The following is an 18,774-nucleotide window of genomic DNA, read 5'->3' as shown; positions in this document are numbered from 1 at the left end:
CTAAACAAAACAAGCCACACCCAAAGGACTGAGTTGATGCCTATCCTACCACCTCTGCCACGACCACAACGGCGCCGCATTCACAAAATCATCCATGCCACCCGTGATAAAGGACATGCTCGTCGCTTGATGGCCATCTTGCTGTTACATGAAGGACGCACGATCACCGATGTTCATCACCTTACCGGCGCTGCGCGCTCGACCATCGGTCGTTGGCTTCGGTGGTATCGAGATGAAGGCATAGATGCGCTAGAAGCCTTACCGGCTGGCCGTGCCCCAGTCTTACCTATCGCCAAGATTGTCACCTTACTGGTGCTGCTCATGCAGTTTTCTCCGCAAGATTTTGGTTATCAGCGCAGCCGTTGGTGTACTGAACTATTGGCTATAAAAATCAATCGGTTAACAGGGCTCAATGTGGCAGCCTCCACGCTCCGCCGATGGTTACCTCGTATGGGCATTGTCTGGCGCAGGCCCGTGCCGACCTTGCGGATAAAAGACCCAGCCTATCAGGAAAAAATGGCGAATATCGACGCCGCGCTGGCCCGCTGTGATGCCGATAATCCGGTGTTTTATGAGGATGAAGTCGATATAGACCTCAATCCCAAATTAGGAGCCGACTGGATGTTCAGAGCGCAGCAAAAGCGGGTTGTCACACCGGGGCAGAATGCCAAGCATTATCTGGCAGGCGTTCTCCACGCAGGCAACGGAAGGGTACTTTACGTCAGCGGGATCAAGAAAAACTCATCGCTGTTTATTGCCATGCTGGAAAAGCTGCGCCACCACTACCGACGAGCCAAAACCATCACGTTGATCCTCGATAACTACATCATTCACAAAAGCAAACAGACCGAGCGATGGTTGAAGAAGAATCCCAAGTTCTGCCTGGTGTTCCAGCCAGTTTACAGCCCTTGGGTTAATCACATAGAACGGCTATGGCACAAGTTACATGAAACCATCACGCGCAATCATCAATGCAGAGGGATGGCAAACCTGCTGGCCCGAGTGAAACACTTCATGGATACCGTGTCTCCTTTCCCGGGGAATGGCTATGGCACAGCGAAGGTGTAGCACTATTGGGATCAGTTATTTAGCAATTACACAGTATAAAAAAATTGAGATGGAGTCTGCCATTGCAAGCGTCGGCAAAGCTACCGCCCCTGACTAACGGCCACCCGGTTTGCTGCTTTTCAACTGCGAGATAGCAACAATTGCTGCCATGGTGCTCTTCCAGAAGGTTGATTGTCATTCGGGTATCTTAAGGGCGAGGGCTGAGCGTTGAGAAGTGTGTTTTGGCGGGAATCTGAGCAGGATCAACAAATTAGTCATTATGGCGTGCGCTGAGTGAGCAACCAGCTTGGCTGGGTATGCACAATTCCCCTCACCCCAGCCCTCTCCCGGTGGGAGAGGGGGCAATATGCCCAGATCCGCCAGCGGGGGAGACGCGACAAAAAGCAAGGGAGCCGGTCAGGCTCCCTTTGATGCGGCGATGCAACGATGGCTGCTATGTGTAAAGTGGATACGCAGCCGGATCACTGCGGCTAATGGCATGTGACCCATGCCGCCTTAACGATTGGTCGCAGCCTTCATCCCTTCCACAAACTCTTTCAGACGAGTGAGCATATGCTCCGGGTTCTGGTGGTGGGTCTCGATGATCTTCACCACGGCGGAGCCGGAGATGGCACCGGCGGCGCCAGCCTTGATCGCTTCACGTACCTGGGCCGGTTCGCTGATGCCAAAGCCGAGCAGGGCAGGGGGGGCGTTGAACTCGCGCAGGGAGTTGATGAGGCCCTCCACCGGCATGCCGGCCTTGGTCTCGGCACCGGTGACGCCAGCGCGGCTCACCAGATAGGTGTAACCGGAGCCGAGCTCGGCAACGGCCTTGAGCGTCTCCGCATCGCCGTTGGGCGGGGCGATAAAGATGCTGTCGATGCCGAACTTGTCGGCGGCCGCCTTGTAGGGTTCGCACATCTGCACCGGCACGTCCGCCACCAGCACGGAGTCCACCCCTGCCTGCTGGCACTTCTCGTAGAAGCCGTCGATGTGGCGCACATAGACCAGGTTCGCGTAGACCAAAAGGCCAATGGGCAGCTGTGGGTACTTGGCGCGGATGCGGGCGAGCAGGCCGAAGCAGTCATCCGGGGTGGTGTGGCTGGCAAAGGCGCGCAGGGCGGCACCCTGAATGGTGGGGCCGTCCGCCACCGGATCGGAGAAGGGAATGCCGAGTTCGAGGGCGTCGGCGCCCCCTTCGACCAGGGCATCGACGATGGCCAGGGACAATTCGGGGGTGGGGTCACCCAGCATCACGAACGGCACAAAGGCGCCCTGATTGGCTTCGTCCAGACGGGAGAAGAGTTGTGCGTAACGGTTCATGACAAGGTTCCTTCTTTCTCGAAAATGTCGGCAACGGTGAAGATATCTTTGTCGCCACGGCCGGAGAGGTTGACGATGAGCACCTGCTCTTTTTCCGGTTCACTGCGGGCCATCTTGAGGGCATGAGCCAGGGCGTGGGAGGACTCCAGCGCCGGTATGATGCCTTCGGATTTGGCCAGCTCCTGGAAGGCGTCCAGCGCCTCCTTGTCGGTCACCGAGGGGTACTCGGCGCGGCCGATGGCGGCCAGGTGGGCGTGCTGGGGGCCGACGGAGGGGAAGTCCAGCCCCGCCGAGACGGAGTAGGACTCCTGGATCTGGCCCTGGTTGTCCTGCATCAGGAAGGAGTGCATGCCAAAGAAGACCCCCTTGCTGCCGTGACCGAGCGGCGCGCCGTGCTCGCCGCTCTCGATGCCGTGACCACCGGGTTCGACCCCGATAAGGCGCACGGAAGGCTCATCGATAAAGTCCGCAAACATGCCGATGGCATTGGAGCCGCCGCCAACGCAGGCGATCACCGCATCGGGCAGGCGCTCTTCTTTTTCGAAGCACTGGGCCTTGGCCTCTTCCCCGATCATCTTCTGGAACTCCCGCACGATAGTGGGGAAGGGGTGGGGGCCAGCGGCGGTGCCGAGCAGGTAGTGGGCGGTCTCGTAGTTGGCAGCCCAGTCCCGCAGCGCCTCGTTGCAGGCATCTTTGAGGGTGCTGGAGCCGGAGTGCACCGGGATCACGGTGGCGCCCATCAGCTTCATGCGAAACACGTTCGGCTTCTGGCGCTCGCAATCCTTGGCTCCCATGTAGACCCGGCACTTGAGGCCGAGCAGGGCGCAGGCCAGTGCAGTGGCCACACCGTGCTGACCGGCGCCGGTCTCGGCGATGATCTCGTGCTTGCCCATGCGCTTGGCAAGCAGGGCCTGACCCAGCACCTGGTTGGTCTTGTGGGCGCCGCCGTGCAGCAGATCTTCACGCTTGAGGTAGAGGCGGGTCTTGGTGCCCTTGGTCAGATTGCGGGTCAGGGTGAGCGGGGTCGGGCGACCGGCGTACTCGGTCAGGAGTGCCTGAAACTCGGCGACGAAGGCCGGATCGTCCTTGGCATCGACGAAGGCCTTCTCCAGCTGGAGCAGGGCGGGGATGAGGATCTGGGGCACGTACATACCACCAAATTCACCGAAAAACGGATTGAGCAGGGTCATGGTTATCTTCCTTTACATTCTGCAATTGAGATCAGGTATGAGCCTTGGCGGGCTGAGGCGTATGGCTGGGGCACATACATGTCATCGACGAAATTCACCGAAAAACGGATTGAGCAGGGTCATACATTATTCCTTGTGCTTATGGGCAAACGCAGTTCATTAATTCGTTGAATGAGTCACGGGGGCGCTCACAGTTGGCGCAGGGCGCCAAAGGCGGCAGCCAGCTTGTGGGCATCCTTCCTGCCCGGGGCACTCTCCACCCCGGAGTTGAAATCAAGGCCGAGGCAGCCCACTTGCGCGGCCTCGAGGGCGTTGTCGGGGTTGAGGCCCCCCGCCAGCATCAGCCGGGCTTTATCGAGATGGGCCAGCAGGGTCCAGTCGAACGCCTGGCCGGTGCCGCCGCTCTGGCTGCCGACCGCAGTTTTCACGACAGTATCGAGCAGCAGGCGATCCGCCGGGTAGTCGAGGGTGGGCAGGGGCTCGCCACTTGTGACTCCGACGGCCTTCCAGATCTGGCAGCCCGCCGGCAGCAGGGGGCGCAGGGTCTCGATATAGGCGGCGTCTTCGTCCCCGTGCAGTTGCACGGCGGCGAGCCCCAGCGCATCCACCGTCTTGGCGATGGTGGCGGGCTGGGCATTGCGAAACACCCCGACGTAAGAGAGCGGCGCGCCCGCCATCACGGCGCGGGCGGCGGGAATGTCCACGTAGCGCGGGCTTTTCGCCACAAAGATGAGGCCGCCGAACACGGCGCCCGCCTGATGGGCGGCGGCGGCGTCCTCGGGACGGGTCAGGCCGCACACCTTGTTCTGGCCGAGCACGAGCTTGCGCACCGCGGCCTCCAGATCCGGCTCCGCCATGAGGGAAGATCCCACCAGGAAGCCCTTGGCGTGGTGGCGCAGGGCCGCCACCTGGGCGCGGTGGTTGATGCCGGATTCGCTGATCACCACCCGATCCCCCGGGATCCTGGCCGCCAGTTGCCGGGTGCGGGCAAGATCGACGCTCAAATCCCGCAGATCCCGGTTGTTGATGCCAATCACCGGGGCGCCGAGGTCGATGGCGCGGGTCAGCTCCTCCTCGTTGCTCACCTCGGTGAGCACCCCGAGGCCCAATTCTTTCGCCACTTTGAACAGGGCGCGATACCCCTCGTCGGTGAGCACGGAGAGCATCAAGAGGATGGCGTCCGCCTGATAGTGGCGGGCCAGATAGACCTGATAGGGGTCAATCATGAAGTCCTTGCAGAGCACCGGCTGCTGGACGCGGCCGCGTACCCGGGGCAGGAAGGCGAAATCCCCCTGGAAGAACTTCTCGTCCGTCAGCACCGAGATGGCGGTGGCGTAGTGGCCATAGATGTCGGCGATGGCCTCCGGGCTGAAGTCGTTGCGGATCAAGCCCTTGGAGGGGGAGGCCTTCTTGCACTCCAGAATGAAGCGGGTGGAGCCTTGGCGCAGATCCCCCTCGAAGTCCCGATCGCTTGGGGTCAGCGCGTCCTGGAAGCTCGCCAGGGGCTGGCTCTCCTTGCGGGCGGCGACCCACTCCTGCTTGGCCGCCACGATCTTGCCGAGGATGGTCTGGCTGATGGAGGCCATGTTCAGAAAGGCGTGGGGAGCAATGACATCTGACATCTCGTTATCCTTGCGAAGCTGGCTGTTGCCCGTCGGGCGTTCTGGGTGAGTGCCCCTGGGGCACGCTGTGGTGGTGGCTGACATCATGCCTCCTGATGGCTCAGGGTGGCGAGATCCCGGGCGAGGAGGGCGGCCTGGCCGCTTGCCAGCACCGCCAGCACCCGGGCGGCGGCCTGCCTAAAGTCCGGGGCCTCGCCCGCCATGACCAGGAGCGGCGCCACGTTGGCGGCGATGGCGGCGTTGTGGGCCGGGCTGCCGCGTCCTTCCAGGATGGCGGCGGTGATGGCGCGGTTCTCCTCGGGCTCACCGCCCTGGATGGCGCTGACCGGGTAGGTGTCGAGGCCAAAGTCCGCCGGGGTGAGCAAGTACTCGCGAATTTCGCCGTCGCGGATTTCCGCCACCTGGGTCGGGCCGTGGATGGCAATCTCGTCGAGACCGGCGCCGTGCACCACCATACCGGTTTTCAGGCCGAGTGCCAGCAGGGTTTCGGCGATGGGGCGCACCAGCTCGGGGGCATAGACCCCCATCAGCTGGAAGCTGGGACGAGCGGGGTTGATGAGCGGCCCCAGCACGTTGAACAGGGTGCGGGTCTTGAGGGCCTGGCGCACCGGCATGGCATGGCGCACCCCGGCGTGGTACTGGGGGGCGAACAGGAAGCAGACCCCGAGCTCGTCCAGGCAGCGGCGGGCCTGGGCCGGGCTCATGTCGAGCTTGATGCCCATTTTATCGAGCAGATCGCTCGACCCCGACTTGCTCGAGACCGAGCGGTTGCCGTGCTTGGCCACTTTCAGGCCGCAGGCGGCGGCCACCAGGGCCGAGGTGGTGGAGACGTTGATGGTGTTGAGGCCGTCTCCCCCGGTGCCGACGATGTCGCAGAAGGCATAGTCCGGGCGCGGGAAGTCGCGGGCTTCGGCCAAGAGCGCCTCGGCGGCGCCGGCGATCTCCTCCGGGGTCTCCCCCTTGATCTTGAGGGCGGTCAAAAGGCTCGCGAGCACGATGGGATCCACTTCACCACGAACCACCTGGCCGAAGGCGTCGCGGGCGGCGTCGCGGGTGAGAGACTGACCCTGATAGAGGGTGTTGAGATGTTGATGCATGGTCTCTTCCTTACCGCACGTGGCTTTCTGGACGGGTGACATGGGCGAGGGCCTGGGTGAGCAGGCGGGCCCCTTCGCTGGTCATGATGGATTCCGGGTGGAACTGGAAGCCCAGCACCCGCTCGTCACGCTGCTCGATGGCCATGGGCATGCCCTGATAGTGGGCAATCACCTGCAACTCTTGTGGCACATAGGTGGCCACCAGGGAGTGGTAGCGGGCCACCGGCAAGGGGCTCGGCAGCCCCGCGAAGGCGCCATGGCCGTTGTGCTCGATGAGGGAGCGCTTGCCGTGGACGATTTCCCCCGCCGCCCCGACGGTGCCGCCGTAGGCTTCGCACAGGGCCTGATGACCGAGACAGATGCCGAGGATGGGCACCCGGCCCCGGGCCAGCTTGATGAGGTCGATGAGGCAGCCCGCCTCATGGGGGGCGCCCGGCCCCGGGGAGAGCACCAGCACGGCGTCCCCTTCGCAGGCGTCGATCTCCTGCATGATGCGGCTCGCAGGCAGGCTGTTGCGGTAGATGCGCACCGGGTAGCCCAGGGTGCGGAACTGGTCGACGAGGTTGTAGGTAAACGAGTCGAAGTTGTCGAGCAGGAAGATGTTAGTCATGGCTCACGTCCTTGTGTTGTTCCTGCTGGGCGCTGAGGGCCTGCAGGGAGGTGCCATGGCTGGCAGCGATGGCGGCCAGCACGGCCGCCGCCTTGGCGCGGGTCTCGTCTGCCTCGGCCTGGGGTTTGGAGTCATAGACCACCCCGGCGCCGGCCTGGACATGGGCGACCCCCTCTTTCACGAAGGCGGAGCGGATGACGATGCAGGTGTCCATTTCCCCTGCGCCGTTCAGGTAACCCACGGCGCCGCCGTAACTGCCGCGACGCTTGCCTTCCACCATGCGGATGAGCTCGCTGGCGCGCAGCTTGGGGGCACCGGTCAGGGTGCCCATGTTCATGCAGGCCTGGTAGGCGTGCAGGGCGTCAAGGTCGGCGCGAAGGGTGCCCACCACCCGGGAGACCAGGTGCATGACGTGGCTGTAGCGATCCACTTTGAGCAGATCCTTGACGTAGCGGGTGCCGGGGGCGGAGATGCGGGCGATGTCGTTGCGGCCCAGATCCACCAGCATCAGGTGCTCGGCCACCTCTTTCTCGTCCTGACGCAGCTCCAGCTCGATGCGGCCGTCCAGATCCAGGTTGATGCTGCCGTCCGGGTTGAGGCCACGGCGGCGGGTGCCGGCGATGGGGTACATCTCCACCTGGCGGCTGTTGGCGCAGAACTTGACCGCGCTCTCGGGGGAGGCGCCAAACAGGGTGAAGCCCTCGTCCTGCACGTAGAACATGTAGGGGCTGGGGTTGGTCTGCTTGAGGCGGCGATAGGCGGCGACGGGATCCGGGCAGGGGAGGGAGAAGCTGCGGGACGGCACCACCTGGAAGATGTCACCACGGCGGATGAAGCCCTTGAGCTTCTCGACCTCGGCGCAGAACTGCTTGTCCCCCTTGTCGACGGCCAGGACGCCGGTCAGCGGCGCCGAGCCCTGCGGCGCAGGCAGCGGCTGCTGACAGGCCTGCTTGAAGGACTCGAGGCGAGCGGTCAGGCGGGCGTAGCGCGCGTCCAGCTGCTCATCCTCTTCGCCGCCGAACAGGCAGGCCACCAACTGGGTGCTCTGCTTGATGTGGTCGATGGTGATCAGGGTCTCGGCCACATAGAAGCAGTAGTCAGGGCAGTCGTTGCTCCCCTCTGGCACCTCGGGCAAGTCTTCAAAGGAAGCGATGAGGTCGTAGGCGAAGCTGCCCGCCATGAAGAGGGCCTCTTTGCCCTGCTGGCATTGCAGCTCCCGCTGCAGGGTGCGCAGCACGTCCAGCACGCTGCTGCCCTTGAGGCGGCTGTCTTCGTCAAGCTCCCGATCGGACGCCGGGAAGTCGAGGTGCAGCTCGTCCGCCACCCGGGTCTGGGTGATGACGGCGGGCAGGCGCTGCTCCAGCATGCGCAGCAGGGCGGCGCCGTTGTCGCCGAGGGGGCGCACCTGCACGGCGCGGCCGCGGCACTCGATGCGCAGGCAGGCGTCCACCAGCAGCAGGCTCTGGGTGCCGGCCTTGGAGTCGATCTCCACCGATTCGAGCAGCAGGTTGTTGGGTCTGTCCTGGCAGAGTCGGGTATAGAGTGCCAGGGGGTCTGTCACATAGGGGGCATTGAGCCGGATGGTATCGAATTCGCCCAGGGGCAAACGGGTCTTGTTGCCTGTCATAATGCCTTCCCTTGCATGTGTTGTGTGTCACCGATGGTCATGGCGCTGTCTCTCTTGAAAATGGGTCGGGTTCGGGTCACGTCAGCGAGTTCGCCATCGCCATGTCAGTGTGCTTCTCTGAATTGTCGGTTTCATCACAGGTCCATTTGCCGGATAATAAAAAAGCCCGCTGGGGTCAGCGGGCTTTTTCTTTGGGTTCTTAACTTGCTGTCAGATTACAGGTACAGCAACGACCACACGCCCGCATGTCAGGGAGTGTGCCACCACCAGATGGTCAGGATGGAAGTCGCTTGCATGAGATTGAGTCCTGTAAAAAGATGTTTGCAATGAAGTGCCTACAGAAAACGATAAAGCCGCGGCCAAGTCAAGTCGCTTTTTTGCCGGCCTTTTCCAGGCAGGTCCCAAACAAGAGCGAAACACGCCGATGAGATTTGATCTGCATTGCCACACCACCGCCTCGGACGGGGTGCTGAGCCCCGCCGACCTGGTGCGCCGCGCCGCCGAAAAAGGGGTGGAGGTGTTAGCGGTCACTGACCACGATACCCTCGACGGGCTTGAGGAGGTGCGCCAGACCATCTCGGCCGACCAGTTGCCACTGCGCCTGGTGAGCGGGGTGGAGATCTCCACCGGGTGGGAGCATCACGAGATCCACATCGTGGCCCTCGGGGTGGACGAGAAAAATCTCCAGTTGCTCGCCTTTCTGGCAGGGCAGCGGGCTCGCCGGGAGGCGCGCGCCGAGGAAATCGGGCGTCGTCTGGAGAAGTGCCTCATCCCGGGCACCTATGAAGAGGCCAAGCAGCTTGCCGGTGACGCCGCCGTGACCCGGGCCCACTTTGCCCGGGTGCTGGTGGCGCGCGGGGTGGCCGACAATATGCAGAAGGTGTTCAAGAAGTACCTGAGCCGGGGCAACAAGGGCTATGTGCCCGCCGAGTGGCCCGGGATGGGGGAGGCCATCGAGGCCATCCACGCCGCAGGCGGGCTGGCGGTGCTGGCTCACCCGAGCCGCTACAATCTCACCGCCAAGTGGATCAAGCGGCTGCTGGTGGCCTTCAAGGCCGTCGGGGGGGATGCCATGGAGGTCTCCCTGCCCCAGCAGAGCCCCCAGGAGCGGGCGAATCTCGGTCAGTGGGCCAGGGAGCACGATCTCTATATTTCGGTGGGGTCCGATTTTCACTTCCCCTCCAACTGGACCGAGCTTGGCCGCCACCTCTGGCTCCCCAAGGAGGGGATGCCGCTGTGGCTGGGTCACCCCGGTCATTTCGGGCTCACCCCCGAGGAGCATGCGGGCCTGCTGGCCAGCCGCTGACCCCCGGGCCGGCATCTTTGATGCAGGCGAGTCTGCGTCAAACAGGTTAAGGTAGTGTCATGGGCCAAGGGGCCCTTGACCATGAAGCGGGCAACGAGCGTGCCCCCTATCGCGAGAAGAGCATATGAGTCAGCATTTTTACGTACATCCCGACAATCCCCAGGTTCGCCTCATCAGCCAGGCGGTGCAGATCCTGCAAAACGGCGGCGTCATCGTCTATCCCACCGACTCCGGCTACGCCCTGGGCTGCCAGATGGGCAACAAGGATGCCCTGGAGCGCATCTGCCGCATCCGTCGCATCGAGCCGAACCACGACTTCACCCTGGTGTGCCGGGATCTCTCGGAGATCTCCACCTATGCCAAGGTGGACAACACCGCCTTCCGGCTGGTCAAGAACAACACCCCCGGACCCTACACCTTCATCTTCAAGGCTACCAAGGAGGTGCCGCGTCGCCTCATGAACGAGAAGAAGAAGACCATCGGTATCCGGGTCCCGGCCAACAACATCGCGCTGGCCTTGCTTGAGGCTCTCGGTGAGCCGCTGCTCTCCACCACCCTGATCCTGCCGGGCTCCGAGATGGCGGAGTTCGACCCCGAGGAGATTGCCGACAAGCTCGGCAAGCAGCTGGATCTGGTGGTCAACGGCGGGTATCTGGGCGAGCAGCCCACCACTGTGGTGGACTTCTCCGACGACGAGCCCGTGCTGCGTCGCCGCGGTGCCGGGGATCCGACGCCGTTTGAGTGATCTTGCCGACCCCGTGCCCGCGCTGACAACCCCCGCGGGCACGACGGGGGAGGCTTCCCTTCCCCCGCCCATCGCCACCGTGCTGGGGCAGCCCTACCATGAGCTGCCCCAGGACTTGTTCATCCCTCCCGATGCGCTGGAGGTGTTTCTCGACACCTTCGAGGGGCCGCTGGATCTCTTGCTCTACCTCATCCGGCGCCAGCAGCTCGACATCCTCAACCTGCCTATCCTGCAGATCACCGCCCAGTACATGGAGTACGTGGATCTGATGCAGGGTCTCAACCTCGAGCTGGCGGCGGAATACCTGCTGATGGCGGCCTGGCTCGCGGAGATAAAGTCCCGCCTGCTGCTGCCCAAGGCCCCGGAGCTGGAAGACGAGGAGGAGGGAGAAGACCCCCGCGTCACCCTCATTCGTCGCCTGCAGGAGTACGAGCGCTACAAGCTGGGGGCGGAGCGGGTCAATGCCCTGCCGAGGGTGGAGCGGGAGATCTTCGTCGCCGCCGCCATGGCGCCGGATTTTGGTGCCTTGAAGCCATTGGCGCCCGATGTTTCTCTGGTTGAACTCGCCCTTTACATGCAAAGTGTGGTAAAACGCGCGACTCATTTTGAACATCACCAGATCCGCCGCGAGCAGATCCCGACCCGGGTACGGATGGCGGAGATCCTCGCCATGCTCTCCTTGGGCCAGACCCTGCGCCTGGAGCAGGTGCTGCGAGCCGAGGAGGGGCGCATGGGGGGGCTGGTGACCTTCCTGGCCCTGCTGGAGCTGTGCAAGGAACAATTGATCTGGATCTTGCAGGCGGAGCCTCTGGGCCCCATCCATTTTGCCCTGGCCAGTCAGGGGAAGGGGGAGGAGCATGAGCATCTACACTGAGCGAGGGGCGGCGCCAGGGGCGTGGACCCGGGAGGTCCACCGTGGCGCTGCCTGCTGAACGATTGAAGACCCTGATCGAGGCGGCGATCTTCGTGGCGGGGCGTCCCCTCACGGTGAGCGAAATCAAGGGCAGCGTGCTCTCGGACTACCCGGTCACCGGCCGCTATGTCCAGCTGCTGCTGGCAGAGCTCAGACAGGATTACAGCGAGCGGGGGGTCGAGCTCAAAGAGGTGGCCTCCGGCTGGCGTTTCCAGGCCCGCCAGGAGTATGCCGAGGAGCTGTCGCGCCTGTGGAGCGAGCGGGCTCCCCGTTATTCCCGCGCCGTGATGGAGACGCTGACGCTGATTGCCTATCGTCAGCCCATCACCCGGGCGGAGATAGAAGCCATCCGCGGGGTGGCGGTGTCGAGCCAGATCGTCAACACCCTCAAGGAGCGTGGCTGGGTGCGCAGCATCGGCCACAAGGAGGTGGCGGGTCGCCCCGAGCTGCTCGCCACCACCCGTGAATTTCTGGACTATTTCAACCTGCAGAGTCTGGAGCAGCTCCCCGAGCTGGATCCCGAGCTGCAGGCCCCCTTGTCGCTCATGCCGGGCGAGGGCGGTGACGGTCAGCCTCTGGCAGGCCGTGCTGAGCATGAACATGGTGGGGAGGCCAACGGGGCCTTCCCACAAGAGCCAAGGTTGTCCGCGATGTCGGCGGGCAGCGATCAACAATCAGGTAAACCCGATGAGTGAAAAACTGCAAAAAGTATTGGCCCGCGCGGGTCAAGGCTCCCGTCGTGAGATGGAGGCCCTGATCACCGCAGGTCGGGTCAGCGTGGATGGCAAGGTCGCCACGCTGGGGGATCGCGTCGAAGTGAACGCCGTGATCCGGGTGGATGGCCACCAGGTCAAGACCCGCGCCGCAGAGGAAGTGATCTGCCGCGTGCTGGCCTACCACAAGCCCGAAGGGGAGATGTGCACCCGTCACGATCCGGAAGGACGTCCCACCGTGTTTGATCGTCTGCCCAAGATGGATGGTGCCCGCTGGATAGCGGTCGGCCGCCTCGACGTCAACACCTCAGGCCTCTTGCTGTTCACCACCGACGGTGAGCTGGCGAACCGCCTGATGCACCCGAGCCACGAAGTGGAGCGGGAATACGCGGTGCGCGTCTTTGGCGAGATCACCGAAGCCATGCTGCAGCGCCTGCGCAAGGGCGTGCAGCTGGAAGACGGCATGGCCAAGTTCAACAAGATCAAGCCGGCCGGCGGTGAAGGGCTGAACCAGTGGTTCAACGTCACCCTGACCGAGGGCCGCAACCGGGAAGTGCGCCGCCTGTGGGAGTCCCAGGAAGTGCAGGTGAGCCGCCTGATGCGTATCCGCTACGGCGACGTCAAGCTGGATCGCGGCATCCCCCGCGGCGGCTGGCAGGAGCTGAAACTGCCCGAAGTGAACTACCTGCGCGGCCTGGTCAACCTGCCCAACGAGACCGAGTCCAAGGTCGATTTGCAGCAGGATGGCAAGAGCACCCGCCACAAGCAGGCCGCCCAGATCCGTCGCGCCGTGAAGCGTCACAAGGAGATGCAGGGCAAGGAGCCGCGCGCCCGTGCCACCACCGCCCGTCGCAAGCCGACCTCCTCCACCCGCAATTCCGGCACCGGCAGCAAGTAAGCCGCCGCCACGGGTCGCTCGCCCCGGACACGCCACAAGCCCGCACCCCAAGGTGCGGGCTTTTTTGTTTTCTGCTCCTGCCGGGCTCCTTGAGACTGAATCGCACAGGGGAGAGAAAGGGCCAGACAAGCTCCTCCCCCTTTTGAAGGGGGAGGCTGGGAGGGGGTGAGTAGTTGTTATGCTGACAAGGGTCATAGTCGGAGGAATACTGTCATGAACGAGAAGCCAGTTCGTGTTTTCAACCGCGAGGCCACGCTGGATAAACGGCGTGAACAACGAAACAATCCAACAGAGCCTGAACGGCGATTGTGGCAGGCGCTTCGGGCTGGGCAACTCGGAGTCAAGTTTCGCCGTCAGCAAGGTATAGGCCCATACATTGCGGATTTTTACTGCCCCGGGCGGTTGTTGGTCATTGAGGTTGATGGCAACAGCCATTTCGACATGCGGGGTCTGCGTCATGACAAGCGACGGGATGCCTACATGGCGGCCCTGTCGCTGACGGTACTGAGATTTAGCAACAGGGAGGTGATGGAAAATCTACCCGGGGTGGTTGTCTCTATTCGGGCATGGCTTGATCGCGTCTGACCCCACCCCAGCCCTCCCCTTGCCAGGGGAGGGGGCCAGAGTGCCCTCTGTACGGGCTGGAAAGCGTCATAGACTTCCCTTTTTTGAAGGGGAGGTGGTTGCAGACGGGGATGTGCATCAGGATGGTTGCCCTGTCGGGACGGGCTTGTTAGCCTTTCGCGCACAAAGACAGGAGAAACCAATGAGCAAGGTACTGGATGAGCTGCTGGCGTTGCTGGCGCTCGAAAAGATCGAGGAGGGCCTGTTTCGGGGCCAGAGCCAGGATCTCGGGTTGCGATCCGTGTTTGGCGGACAGGTGATGGGGCAGGCCTTGTCAGCCGCCAAGCAGACGGTGGCAAGCGACCGCCAGGTCCACAGTTTCCACTCCTACTTCCTGCGCCCCGGGGATGCCAACAAGCCCATCGTCTACGACGTGGAGAACATCCGCGACGGCCAGACCGTCTCCACCCGCCGGGTCAAGGCCATCCAGAATGGCAAGCCCATCTTCTACCTCAACGCCTCCTTCCAGGTGGAGGCGGAGGGTTTCGAGCACCAGGCGAAGATGCCGGGCGGCATCACGCCCCCGGAGCAGCTCAAGAGCGAGCTGGAGCTGGTGCGTCCCTACGAGCAGATGATCCCGGCGGCCCTGCGGGACAAGATCCTGTGCGAGAAGCCCATCGAAATTCGCCCCGTGACCCTGGTGGACCCCATCCGCCCGGATGTTCACGAGCCCCTTCGCTACACCTGGTTCAAGGCCAATGGCCCGGTGCCGGACGATCAGCGGGTCCACAACTACCTGCTGGCCTATGCGTCTGACTTCCACTTCCTGTTCGCCGCCCTGCAGCCCCACGGGGTCTCCTACTGGGAGCCGGACATGCAGGTGGCCACCATCGATCACTCCATGTGGTTCCACCGGGAGTTCCGGCTGGACGACTGGCTGCTCTACGTGGTGGACAGCCCGAGCGCCAGCGGCGGTCGGGGTCTGGTGCGCGGCCAGTTCTTCACCCGGGATGGGGTATTGGTGGCGAGCACCATGCAGGAAGGGGTGATCCGCCGCCGGGGCTGAGACGCCCCCTTGCGCCAACGAAAAACGGGAGCCGATGGCTCCCGTTTTTTTATGTGCCTGCGCTATCAGGCTGCGTCCTGCTCGGTGCTGAGTGCTGGCTCGCCCCGGGCGAAGCGGTCGGCCCACAGGGCGATGACGCCGTCACCGGTGACGTTGCAGGCGGTGCCGAAGCTGTCCTGGGCCAGGTAGAGGGCGATCATCAGGGCGATGGAGGCCTCACCGAAGCCGAGCATGGAAGTGAGCAGGCCGAGCGCGGACATGACACCGCCACCCGGTGCGCCCGGCGCGGCAATCATGATGACGCCCAGCATCATGATGAAGGGCACCATGGTGCCGTAGCCCGGAATGGCCAGGTGTTCGGAGAGGAACATCACCGCCGTGGCGCAGGTCACCAGGGTGATGGTGGAGCCGCACAGGTGGATGGTGGCGCACAGGGGCACGGTGAAGTTGGCGATGCCGTCGCTCACGCCGTTGCGCTTGCTGGCTTGCAGGGCCACCGGAATGGTGGCGGCGCTGGACATGGTGCCAAGGGCGGTGAAGTAGGCGGGCAGCATGTTCTTGATGAGCATGACGGGGGAGCGCCCCTGGGCGAGGCCGGTGCCGACGAACAGGACGCAGAGCCAGAACCAGTGCATGACGATGGCCATCACCAGCACCACTCCGAAGGTCTTGAGGGTGGCGAAGACGGTGCCTTCCACCGTCATCTCGACGAAGACGCCGGCGATGTAGAAGGGGAGCAGGGGAATGATCACGCGTGCCAGCAGGCGGTCGATGATGTCACGGCCCTGATCGGCGACCCGGCGCAGGTCGGTGGCCTGGGTGGCGCTGATGCCGATGCCGAACACGAAGGCGGCGGCCAGGGCCGACATCACCCCGAACAGGGGCGGGATCTCGAGATTGATGTAGGAAGCGAGCTTGGTGGCTGCCTCGGCGGTGGGTTCGGCGGCCGTGGTCAGGTGCGGGATCAGGTGGCTCGCCACGGTGAAGGCGAACAGGCCCGCCAGTATGGTGGAGCAGTAGGAGAGCCCCACCGTCTTGCCCAGCAGCTTGCCGGAGTTCTTCGGCAGGCTGGCGATGCCGCTCATGATGAAGAAGAGGATGATGAGCGGGATGGTGAAGGTGATGAGCTGGCCTATCACCGTCTTGGCGGTGAACAGCACGCGGGCGACCCATTCGGGGGCATAGAGACCGAGCAGCAGGCCGGCGAGGATACCGGCAACCAGATTGAGAACGAGTTTCATGGGGGAATCCAGGTGTTGGTGTCTGATTTGTTATTTAATTTTGATTTTAATGCCGCTTTTTAACACAAACACCGCATCTTGTCTGCTTTATGGTGGTTAACTCAGGGTTAAATATTGTTAACGGGCTGAATGCCGTGAGGTGTCACTGCCCCCGGGGGCTTTCGCGGATCAGCGCCGCACCAGCAAGGCGTGCAGCCAGGGGCCGTTCACCTCATCTTCCCCCACCCAGCCATGGTGCAGGGTGAAGGGGAGGGGAGCGATCAGGCGTCGCAGCCCCGCCTCGTCGAGCCGGGTGTGCAGGGGATATTCCCCCGACCGTGGCAGCGGTTCGAACTTTCCGTGGGGGAAGGAGGCGTAGAGGGGGTCCCCGGCCTTGAGCAGGGTGGCCAGATGACCGAGCGCCGGGGCTATCTCGTGCTCGGGCAGACAGGGGAGGGAGCCGCTGGCCCAGATGCCGTCATAGGGAACGACGCTTTGCATCTGCTCGAAGCGGCAGACCCGCACCGGCTGGCCGCACAGGCGCGAGGCGGCGGCGGCCTGCGCCCGGCTCGCATCGAAGGCGGTCACGGTGAGGCCCTGCTGGCGAAAGAGGCGCAGATCCTCTCCTGCCCCGCAACCGGCCTCCAGCAGATGACGGCCGCTGCCCAGCAGGGCCAGGAAGGGGGCATGGGCGCCTGCCACGAGGGCGGGGCGAGGGGCGGCGTCGCGCGCCGGCGCGGGGGCGTGTGGCAAGGGTGTCGGGCTCATCGTGATGGGGGGCGTTACTCTAGCAGGTTTGCCCCCGGCTGTTGAGCATTGGCGGGGGCGGCGCGTCTTGCAGACTCAGGGGTGGCGGCGAAGGGTGGGGCTCGCGATGAGGGTGAACAGGGTATCGAGGAGAAAGTCCGACTCCTCCATCAGATCGATGCGATCCGGGAAGTGCAGCCAATTGATGATGTAGCCGTCCAGAGTGCAGTGGAGCAGGGTGGCGGCGCGCCGCAGATCCAGCCCCTCGGGCAGTTGGCCGCGGTGCACGGCATTGGCCAGGGTGATCTCCAGATCCCGGAAGAAATTCATGGATTGCAGGTGCATGTGCTCGCGCATGACGGCGGCCTCTCCCTCCATGGATTCCAGATTGAACATGATGGTGAACATCTGCTGGTGGGCGGGCTCGGTGCTGATCTTGAGCATCACCTCCTTGAGAAAGCTGCGCAGCTTGCCCAGGGGATCCGGCTCCGCCTCGTCGACGCAGGCATCGAGCTGGTGGGAGAGGGGGGCACACAGCTCCTCCCACAGGGTGACGAACAGCTCTTCTTTATTCTTGAAGTGCCAGTAGATGGCGCCCCGGGTGAGGTCCGTCGCCTTGGCGATATCGGTCAGGCTGGTGCGTGCCAGCCCCTGTTGGCAGAAGAGATCCAGGGCCGTGCTCATGATGTTGCAGCGGGTTTGCTGCGCCTCTTCTTTGGTGCGTCTGGCCATTGACTCCGGTCCTGTTTAAAAGTGAAAAAAGTTTCTTACATACATACATACATTCATGAATGTATGTATATTGCCTCATCTTCGCCGTTTTACCAACAGGGGCCTTATAAACCCTGTGGTTTTGTCACTTCTTTTTGATTGAAACTGAGGTTCAGAGACTTGATGCATAAACATATTCTCGCACGTTCGGTCGGCCTTGCCTTGCTGGCAAGCGGCCTGCTGGCTGGCTGTGGTGACAAGGACGGGGCCCAGCAGGCCATGGGGGAGATGCCTCCCGCCGCCGTGGACGTGGTCACCCTCCATACGGCCCCCCTGCAACTGTTGTCCGAGCTCACCGGCCGCACCGCCCCCCTGCGGGTGGCCGAGGTGCGTCCCCAGGTGAACGGCATCATCCTCAAGCGCCTGTTCACCGAGGGGAGCGACGTCAAGGCCGGTCAGCTGCTCTATCAGATTGATCCCGCCGTCTATCAGGCCCAAGTGGCTTCCGCCAAGGCCAACCTCGCCAAGGCCGAGGCCAACGAGCGCAGCGCCCGTCTCAAGGCCCAGCGCTACGCCGAGCTGGTGAAGGTGAAAGCCATCAGCAGCCAGGAGTATGACGACGCCGACGCGGCCTGGAAACAGCAGCTGGCCGAGATCGGGGCCGCCAAGGCCGCATTGCAGACCGCCAACATCAACCTGGCCTACACCCGCATCACGGCCCCCATCAGCGGCCGCATCGGCAAATCGGCGGTGACCGAGGGTGCCCTGGTCACCGCCCAGCAGGCGGACAGCCTCACCTCCATCTCCCAGCTCGATCCCATGTACGTGGACGTGCGCCAGTCCACCGCCGACCTGCTGCGCCTCAAGCGCCTGGTGGCCGAGGGCAAGCTGACCCAGGGGGAGAAGGACGGGGCCGGTGTCAGCTTCCAGTTGGAAGATGGCAGCCAGTATGGCGAGAAAGGGGCCCTCCAGTTCTCCGACGTGACCGTGGACGAGGCGACCGGCATGGTGACCCTGCGGGTGATCGTGCCCAACCCGGATCAACTGCTGCTGCCCGGCATGTTCATGCGCGCCACCTTGCAGGAGGGCGAGCGCCCGCAAGGCCTGCTGGTGCCCCAGACTGCCGTGACCCGTACCCCCAAGGGCGGTGCCACCGTCATGGTGGTGACGGCGGACAACAAGGTGGAACTGCGTGAAGTGCAGGTCGGCCGCATGTCCGGCGACAGCTGGGTGGTGGAGTCCGGTCTCAAGGCTGGCGAGAAGGTGATCGTCGCCGGTCTGCAGAAAGTCAAACCCGGGGTCGTGGTGGCGCCCACTGAACGTGCCGGCAACAGCGCACAACAGACCCCGGCAACCAAGCAGTAGGATGGAGTAG

The 18,774-nt window shown here is 63.5% G+C and carries 18 protein-coding genes; 9 read left to right on the top strand and 9 right to left on the bottom strand.

The window, feature by feature from the left end:
- Positions 1 to 36: 36 nt before the first annotated feature.
- Positions 37 to 1,068, top strand: coding sequence for an IS630-like element ISAhy2 family transposase (locus tag AB5Y64_RS15250; protein WP_001809438.1), 1,032 nt, complete (start codon positions 37 to 39; stop codon positions 1,066 to 1,068).
- A gap of 495 nt (positions 1,069 to 1,563) precedes the next feature.
- On the opposite strand, the gene trpA is transcribed toward AB5Y64_RS15250, so the two are convergent.
- The 6 genes from trpA to AB5Y64_RS15220 all read right to left on the bottom strand — a co-directional run bounded on the left by trpA (position 1,564) and on the right by AB5Y64_RS15220 (position 8,516).
- A complete protein-coding gene (gene trpA, locus AB5Y64_RS15245; RefSeq protein WP_368204124.1) occupies positions 1,564 to 2,370 on the bottom strand; it encodes a tryptophan synthase subunit alpha in 807 nt (268 codons plus the stop codon).
- Positions 2,367 to 3,560: a tryptophan synthase subunit beta gene (trpB, locus tag AB5Y64_RS15240; RefSeq protein ID WP_041214833.1), complete on the bottom strand. Its 1,194-nt coding sequence runs from the start codon at positions 3,558 to 3,560 to the stop codon at positions 2,367 to 2,369. Before trpB ends, trpA begins: the two co-directional genes overlap by 4 nt.
- A gap of 188 nt (positions 3,561 to 3,748) precedes the next feature.
- Positions 3,749 to 5,266: a bifunctional indole-3-glycerol-phosphate synthase TrpC/phosphoribosylanthranilate isomerase TrpF gene (gene trpCF, locus AB5Y64_RS15235; protein ID WP_109422164.1), complete on the bottom strand. Its 1,518-nt coding sequence runs from the start codon at positions 5,264 to 5,266 to the stop codon at positions 3,749 to 3,751.
- On the bottom strand, positions 5,266 to 6,279 hold the full coding sequence (gene trpD, locus AB5Y64_RS15230) for an anthranilate phosphoribosyltransferase (RefSeq protein ID WP_010673697.1): 1,014 nt from the start codon (positions 6,277 to 6,279) through the stop codon (positions 5,266 to 5,268). The genes trpCF and trpD overlap by 1 nt, the downstream gene beginning before the upstream one ends.
- Positions 6,280 to 6,289: 10 nt before the next feature.
- Positions 6,290 to 6,889: an aminodeoxychorismate/anthranilate synthase component II gene (locus AB5Y64_RS15225; RefSeq protein WP_039039194.1), complete on the bottom strand. Its 600-nt coding sequence runs from the start codon at positions 6,887 to 6,889 to the stop codon at positions 6,290 to 6,292.
- Complete coding sequence (locus AB5Y64_RS15220) at positions 6,882 to 8,516, bottom strand: anthranilate synthase component 1 (RefSeq protein WP_043155557.1); 1,635 nt, start codon at positions 8,514 to 8,516, stop codon at positions 6,882 to 6,884. Before AB5Y64_RS15220 ends, AB5Y64_RS15225 begins: the two co-directional genes overlap by 8 nt.
- Before the next feature lie 424 nt (positions 8,517 to 8,940).
- Here AB5Y64_RS15220 and AB5Y64_RS15215 point away from each other — a divergent pair, with 424 nt between their 5' ends.
- The 7 genes from AB5Y64_RS15215 to tesB all read left to right on the top strand — a co-directional run bounded on the left by AB5Y64_RS15215 (position 8,941) and on the right by tesB (position 14,721).
- Positions 8,941 to 9,822, top strand: coding sequence for a PHP domain-containing protein (locus AB5Y64_RS15215; RefSeq protein WP_270681710.1), 882 nt, complete (start codon positions 8,941 to 8,943; stop codon positions 9,820 to 9,822).
- 124 nt (positions 9,823 to 9,946) lie between these two features.
- On the top strand, positions 9,947 to 10,567 hold the full coding sequence (locus AB5Y64_RS15210) for an L-threonylcarbamoyladenylate synthase (RefSeq protein WP_010673702.1): 621 nt from the start codon (positions 9,947 to 9,949) through the stop codon (positions 10,565 to 10,567).
- Positions 10,560 to 11,441, top strand: coding sequence for a ScpA family protein (locus tag AB5Y64_RS15205; protein WP_201872669.1), 882 nt, complete (start codon positions 10,560 to 10,562; stop codon positions 11,439 to 11,441). Before AB5Y64_RS15210 ends, AB5Y64_RS15205 begins: the two co-directional genes overlap by 8 nt.
- A gap of 41 nt (positions 11,442 to 11,482) precedes the next feature.
- Complete coding sequence (gene scpB / locus AB5Y64_RS15200) at positions 11,483 to 12,175, top strand: SMC-Scp complex subunit ScpB (protein ID WP_042014199.1); 693 nt, start codon at positions 11,483 to 11,485, stop codon at positions 12,173 to 12,175.
- A complete protein-coding gene (gene rluB, locus AB5Y64_RS15195; protein ID WP_039039190.1) occupies positions 12,168 to 13,091 on the top strand; it encodes a 23S rRNA pseudouridine(2605) synthase RluB in 924 nt (307 codons plus the stop codon). The genes scpB and rluB overlap by 8 nt, the downstream gene beginning before the upstream one ends.
- Positions 13,092 to 13,304: 213 nt before the next feature.
- The gene (locus AB5Y64_RS15190) at positions 13,305 to 13,676 is read left to right on the top strand and encodes an endonuclease domain-containing protein (RefSeq protein WP_104453168.1); all 372 of its coding nucleotides are present in this window, start codon (positions 13,305 to 13,307) and stop codon (positions 13,674 to 13,676) included.
- A 181-nt stretch (positions 13,677 to 13,857) separates the two neighbouring features.
- On the top strand, positions 13,858 to 14,721 hold the full coding sequence (gene tesB, locus AB5Y64_RS15185) for an acyl-CoA thioesterase II (RefSeq protein WP_041214836.1): 864 nt from the start codon (positions 13,858 to 13,860) through the stop codon (positions 14,719 to 14,721).
- Positions 14,722 to 14,786: 65 nt separating this feature from the next.
- Here tesB and AB5Y64_RS15180 read toward each other — a convergent pair whose 3' ends face one another.
- The 3 genes from AB5Y64_RS15180 to AB5Y64_RS15170 form a co-directional block, all read right to left on the bottom strand.
- A complete protein-coding gene (locus tag AB5Y64_RS15180; RefSeq protein ID WP_113978044.1) occupies positions 14,787 to 15,962 on the bottom strand; it encodes a dicarboxylate/amino acid:cation symporter in 1,176 nt (391 codons plus the stop codon).
- A 168-nt stretch (positions 15,963 to 16,130) separates the two neighbouring features.
- On the bottom strand, positions 16,131 to 16,694 hold the full coding sequence (locus tag AB5Y64_RS15175; RefSeq protein WP_234823610.1) for a bifunctional 2-polyprenyl-6-hydroxyphenol methylase/3-demethylubiquinol 3-O-methyltransferase UbiG: 564 nt from the start codon (positions 16,692 to 16,694) through the stop codon (positions 16,131 to 16,133).
- 90 nt (positions 16,695 to 16,784) lie between these two features.
- The gene (locus AB5Y64_RS15170; RefSeq protein ID WP_043155094.1) at positions 16,785 to 17,420 is read right to left on the bottom strand and encodes a TetR family transcriptional regulator; all 636 of its coding nucleotides are present in this window, start codon (positions 17,418 to 17,420) and stop codon (positions 16,785 to 16,787) included.
- 162 nt (positions 17,421 to 17,582) lie between these two features.
- Here AB5Y64_RS15170 and AB5Y64_RS15165 point away from each other — a divergent pair, with 162 nt between their 5' ends.
- Positions 17,583 to 18,764 carry an efflux RND transporter periplasmic adaptor subunit gene (locus AB5Y64_RS15165; RefSeq protein WP_114522902.1) on the top strand — a complete coding sequence of 394 codons (1,182 nt, stop codon included), beginning with the start codon at positions 17,583 to 17,585 and terminating at the stop codon, positions 18,762 to 18,764.
- Positions 18,765 to 18,774 lie beyond the last annotated feature (10 nt).

This window comes from Aeromonas sp. R5-1, assembly GCF_040908265.1.
Taxonomy (GTDB): Bacteria; Pseudomonadota; Gammaproteobacteria; order Enterobacterales; family Aeromonadaceae; genus Aeromonas; species Aeromonas caviae.
The sequence above is the reverse complement of the archived record's forward strand: the minus strand, read 5'-3'. Positions and strand labels throughout refer to the sequence as shown.